The 4,680-nt window shown below is 38.5% G+C and carries 1 protein-coding gene; it reads right to left on the bottom strand.

The features are described from left to right. Positions 1 to 357 precede the first annotated feature (357 nt). A partial coding sequence (locus tag F3G69_RS09360) for a beta strand repeat-containing protein (protein ID WP_410470300.1) occupies positions 358 to 4,680 on the bottom strand: 4,323 nt, incomplete at its 5' end.

Below are 4,680 nucleotides of genomic sequence, written 5' to 3'. Positions count from 1 at the left end.
CCTCTGTAACTATCTTTTCACCTTGGTATACAATATCTCCTACACTTAATTGTCTTACCTCTCCTGTTAAGTCATTAAGTGCTCTTGCTATTCCTCCGTTTACGCTTTTAACTACTCCGGCTTCTTTAGCCATCATATTCTCCTTATTGTTTATAGTATTTGAAATTTTGAATGAATTATATAAATTTTAGAAGGGCTTGTCTATTGTACCATGTGAAATATTTGTGTGATATTTGAGGGGGTATTTTGTAACAAATAAAGAAATTTACTTTGTTTTGATGTTAAAAAATTTTATGATTTTATTAAAAAAAAGATATCCGGTAAATTTTCTTTGGGATTAAAGCGACTAGCTAAATTTTAAATCTCGTGTACTACTACATCTTTAATTTCTAAGGTTATGGTATGACTTCCTTCTACTTTTGTATAGACGGTATACCCATCAGAAGTAGGATTAGTATCCTTTATCCAGCCTTGTAGTGTTACATTATCACCGTTATCGCCATCTATTCTTAGCTTATTGTTGCTATCGGTCATATCTAAAACATCTTTAGCCGTTAGAGTTATGTTGTGATTACCTTCAGTTAAATCCAATATTTCAAAATTTTTAACTTTAGTAAGGTCTACGCTATCATCAGCAATTTTTAATCTATCTTTGTTTCCGGCTCCGCCATCGATAGTAGTATTAATTAGCGTTGCGCCTTTTTCAACTACGATGGTATCATTACCAGTTTCACCCAATAAGCTATCACCATATATAGAAGAATTTTCAAATCTGGCTCCGGATTTAATATGGATCGTATCATTACCAGTATCACCCTCTATTCTAGCGTTATCAAATTTTCCAGAGTTAACGAAAATTTGATCACCTCCTGCTCCGCCGTGTATGCCAGCATTGTGATTATATACGTTGTCGCCTTTAAATTCTGCTCCGTTAACATTTATTATATCGTCGCCAGCATCTGCATATACATTAGCTTGATTAAATTTAGCTCCGCTTTCTAGAGTTATAGTATCCTTACCATTTCCAGCAGCTATATAAGAGAAATCTTGGAATATAGTGCCGTCTTTTATAGTGATTACATCATTTCCGCCACCGGTTACTATATTAGATCCTATACCATTGTCGTCTTTCATAAAGATAGCATTCGATATAGTTACACTATCCCCATCATTACCATTAAAGCCTGCAGGACTTGATTCATCTGTATATAACGTAGATCCCTTAAATACTATACGATCTTCATTAGCGGTACTCTTACCTTTGATCTTTATAGTGTCTTCTCCAGCACCAGTATTTATAGAAACATTATCTATAGTTGCTCCAGTATTGATATTTACTATATCGTTGCCATTACCCATATCAACAGTAGAATCTTTAAGTGTAGCATTGCTTACTGTTAAAGTATCAACACCATCACCCATATCAGCTTTGATTTTTGCTGTAGCACCATCACGTATTTTTATCTCATCATCTCCACCATTACCATATATCTTACCATCAGGAAAAGCATCAGTAATAGTAAAGTTTCCACCCTTGATATCTATAATATCTTTATTATTGCTTCCATCGATTTTACTAATTTTGGCTTCACCATTTTGATGGAAATTCATATATTGCTCACCTAAAGATTCATCAGCACCGATATGTACATCATTTAGTACAGCATCTCCAGTCACATTTAGGGTAGTTTTATCAGTAGCTTTGCCACCATTATATGCAGAGGCACCTAGTTTTAATGTTGCAGTATCTATTTCTGCATTACCGCTTATATTTATTTTATCATCAGCTCCAGCACCTGCGCCGATGAAACTATTTTTGACCTTAGCATTGCCAGTTATGTTTATAGTATCGTTATCTTCTTCTCCGTCAAGAACCACTCTACTCAAGTTAGTATCGTCGGTTATTGTTACTATGTCTTCTCCGCTTCCGGTTCTATGATATCCACCATCCATACTAGTTTTTCCAGCTATAGTTATTTTGTCATTACCACTTCCACTATCAATATAGCCACCTTCCATTATGGTATTACCATTTATGGTTATTTCATCGTTGCCATTTCCTGATATAACTCCACTGGTTATGATTTTTCCACCATTAATATTTATAATATCTTTAGGGCCATTTACAGTGTCTGTAACATCTCCATCACCAGCATCTATTTTTACATTATCTAATACAGTATTATCGCCTGAAATAGTTATCTTGTCATTACCTGGTTTTTGTGTATTTTCACCATCACCAAGTATTAAGCTAGAACGAGCTTTAGTTCCATCTTTTATGGTGATTTCATCATTTCCAGCTCCACCTGATATTACAGAGTCCGTATTTAAGTATGCTTCATCACCACCATTTATAGTGATAGTATCGTTGCCGTCACCACCACTTATTGTAGAGCCGCCGCTTATGTTTAAATTTTTACCTATCGTGATAATATCGTTACCGCCACCACCACTTACAGTAGAGTTATATTGAAGTTTTAGATTATCGCCGATAGTGATAATATCATTACCATCGTTGTCACTATTTACTCCGCCACCAGCTTCACCCCAGTCGCCGTAAATTCCAGCATTGCCGTCTAGGATTAGATTGTTACCGATAGTGATCTCATCACTTCCTTGGCCACCTTTTACATCAGCATAGTTTTTAAACGTTACGTTATTTCCTATCTTTACGGTATCATTACCAAAGGTGCTTGGATTACTCATATCGCCGTCATCCATATAGATATCAGAGTTATCTATAGTAGCTTCATTACCTATCTCTACGGTGTCATTATGGAATCCTAGATGCATATGAGTTCCATTGCTGATCTTAGCTTTTTCTCCGATAGTTAGAGTATCGCTTTGATCCCCGGTTATAAGTTTAGAGTGCTCAACAGTAGCATTAGCTCCTATATGGATTTGGTCATCATTACCATGAAGCTCTATTTTGGTATTCTTAACAGTAGAGTAATTTTTGATATTTATAATATCTTTTGCATTTGCTCCCCAATGTGCGGTTATAGATGTCTTATCGTATGAGCTATCATCTTGATCGCCAAAATACTGACCGCTATCTTTGTTATCTATATTTACAGTGTTTGTACCGCCTGAACTTAGACCACCAAGCTCTATCTTGGTCTCGCTAAATGTACCACCTTTGATATTTACTGTGTCATTATCGTTGTTATCACCAGTAGTACTATGGTCGGCACCAGTTTTTATAGAAACATCCGATAAATTTGCTCCAGCATTGATATTTATGATATCGTTGCCATCACGAGTACTTATATAAGAATTTTCTACCGTTCCGTTTATGTTTACGGTATCCGCTCCCGCGCCGCCGTATACGCTAGAGTTATTTCTAACCGTTCCGTCGATATTTATTTCGTTACCTGCGTCAAAAATAAGATTCTCATTCTCGCCGTCGCCGTATACCGATGCATTATCTATTACCGCACCGGATTTGATGTTTATAGTATCGTATCCTCCGTTACCTTGGATCTGCGCTCCGTTTTCGGCCGTTCCGTCGAAATTTATAGTATCGTTGCCTTCGCCAGCGTAAATAGTCGCGCCGTCCTTAAGAACTCCGGTCGAACCTACGTTAAACGTATCATCGCCGTCGTCGCCGTAAACAATTCCGCCCTTGATCTCTCCGTCCATGTTAAAGGTATCGTCGCCGTCTCCGCCGTATATTCTAGTGCCGGAGCTACCGCTAATCCCTACGAATGAGCCTTGATTAAGATTGATCGTGTCGTTACCGTCGCCGGCATCTATTTGAGCGTTTCCGTAATTCAACACGGAGCCTGATTTTACGTTGATAACGTCATCGCCGTCTTCTGTGCTAACATACGAATTTACATCGCTAAACGCTCCGCTCATATTTACGGTGTCGTCGCCGTCTCCCGTAAATACCGCTTCGCTTAGCCCCTCGTTAATATTTACGTAATCGTCGTTATCGGTAATTTTGCCGTTAGCTTGAGAGTTAATAATCTCGTCGTTATCGGTAGTTACGTTTAGGGTTAAATTTCTTTTATATACGCCGTACTCTACTCCGTTTAGATTAGAATACTTGCTTCCGTCTCGTTCGCCTTGGTTTTGATTAGCGCTTTGGACCGTAGGATTAGTAGCTATATCTACACCCTCGTGTCCGTAGTTATCTATAGTAGCTACTCTTACTTTAACGTTATTGATTTGATTTGCGTCGGCAAGATTTACGGTAGTACCGCGCGTCCAAGTATTGCCGCCGTCGGTAGAGTACTCTATAGAGTTTGCGTCGTAATCTACTCCGGCTACTCCGCCGCTAAAATTTAAATTTAACGTAGTAGGTCTAGCCGTTAATGCAGTAGGCAAAGATAGGTCGTAAGTCATAACTCCGCCTTCGTTAGAGCCAGCAGAGCTTATATTTATGCTAACCTTAGGCGTAGTTGCTCCAGCCCCAACAGCACTTCCACCACTTACACCAAAGCTATTATCTCCACCTGCTGCTAGAGCTAAAGCATCTATGCTTCCTACATTAGCATTTATGTTACTAATGTGGCCTCCTTCTGCAAAGCTAGTAGAAGATAAGCTTACGCCATCTCCACCATTACCACCTGCTTGTGGACCACCTGCAGCAGTTTCTTCTAGAGCATTAAGATCTGTTCCTTTTAAGATGGCTTGTTGTAAAGCTGAGATATCAGCTACTGTTTCGTTATTGTT

The sequence above is a fragment of the Campylobacter concisus genome, from assembly GCF_902460625.1.
Lineage (GTDB): Bacteria > Campylobacterota > Campylobacteria > Campylobacterales > Campylobacteraceae > Campylobacter_A > Campylobacter_A concisus_AD.
The sequence above is the reverse complement of the archived record's forward strand: the minus strand, read 5'-3'. Positions and strand labels throughout refer to the sequence as shown.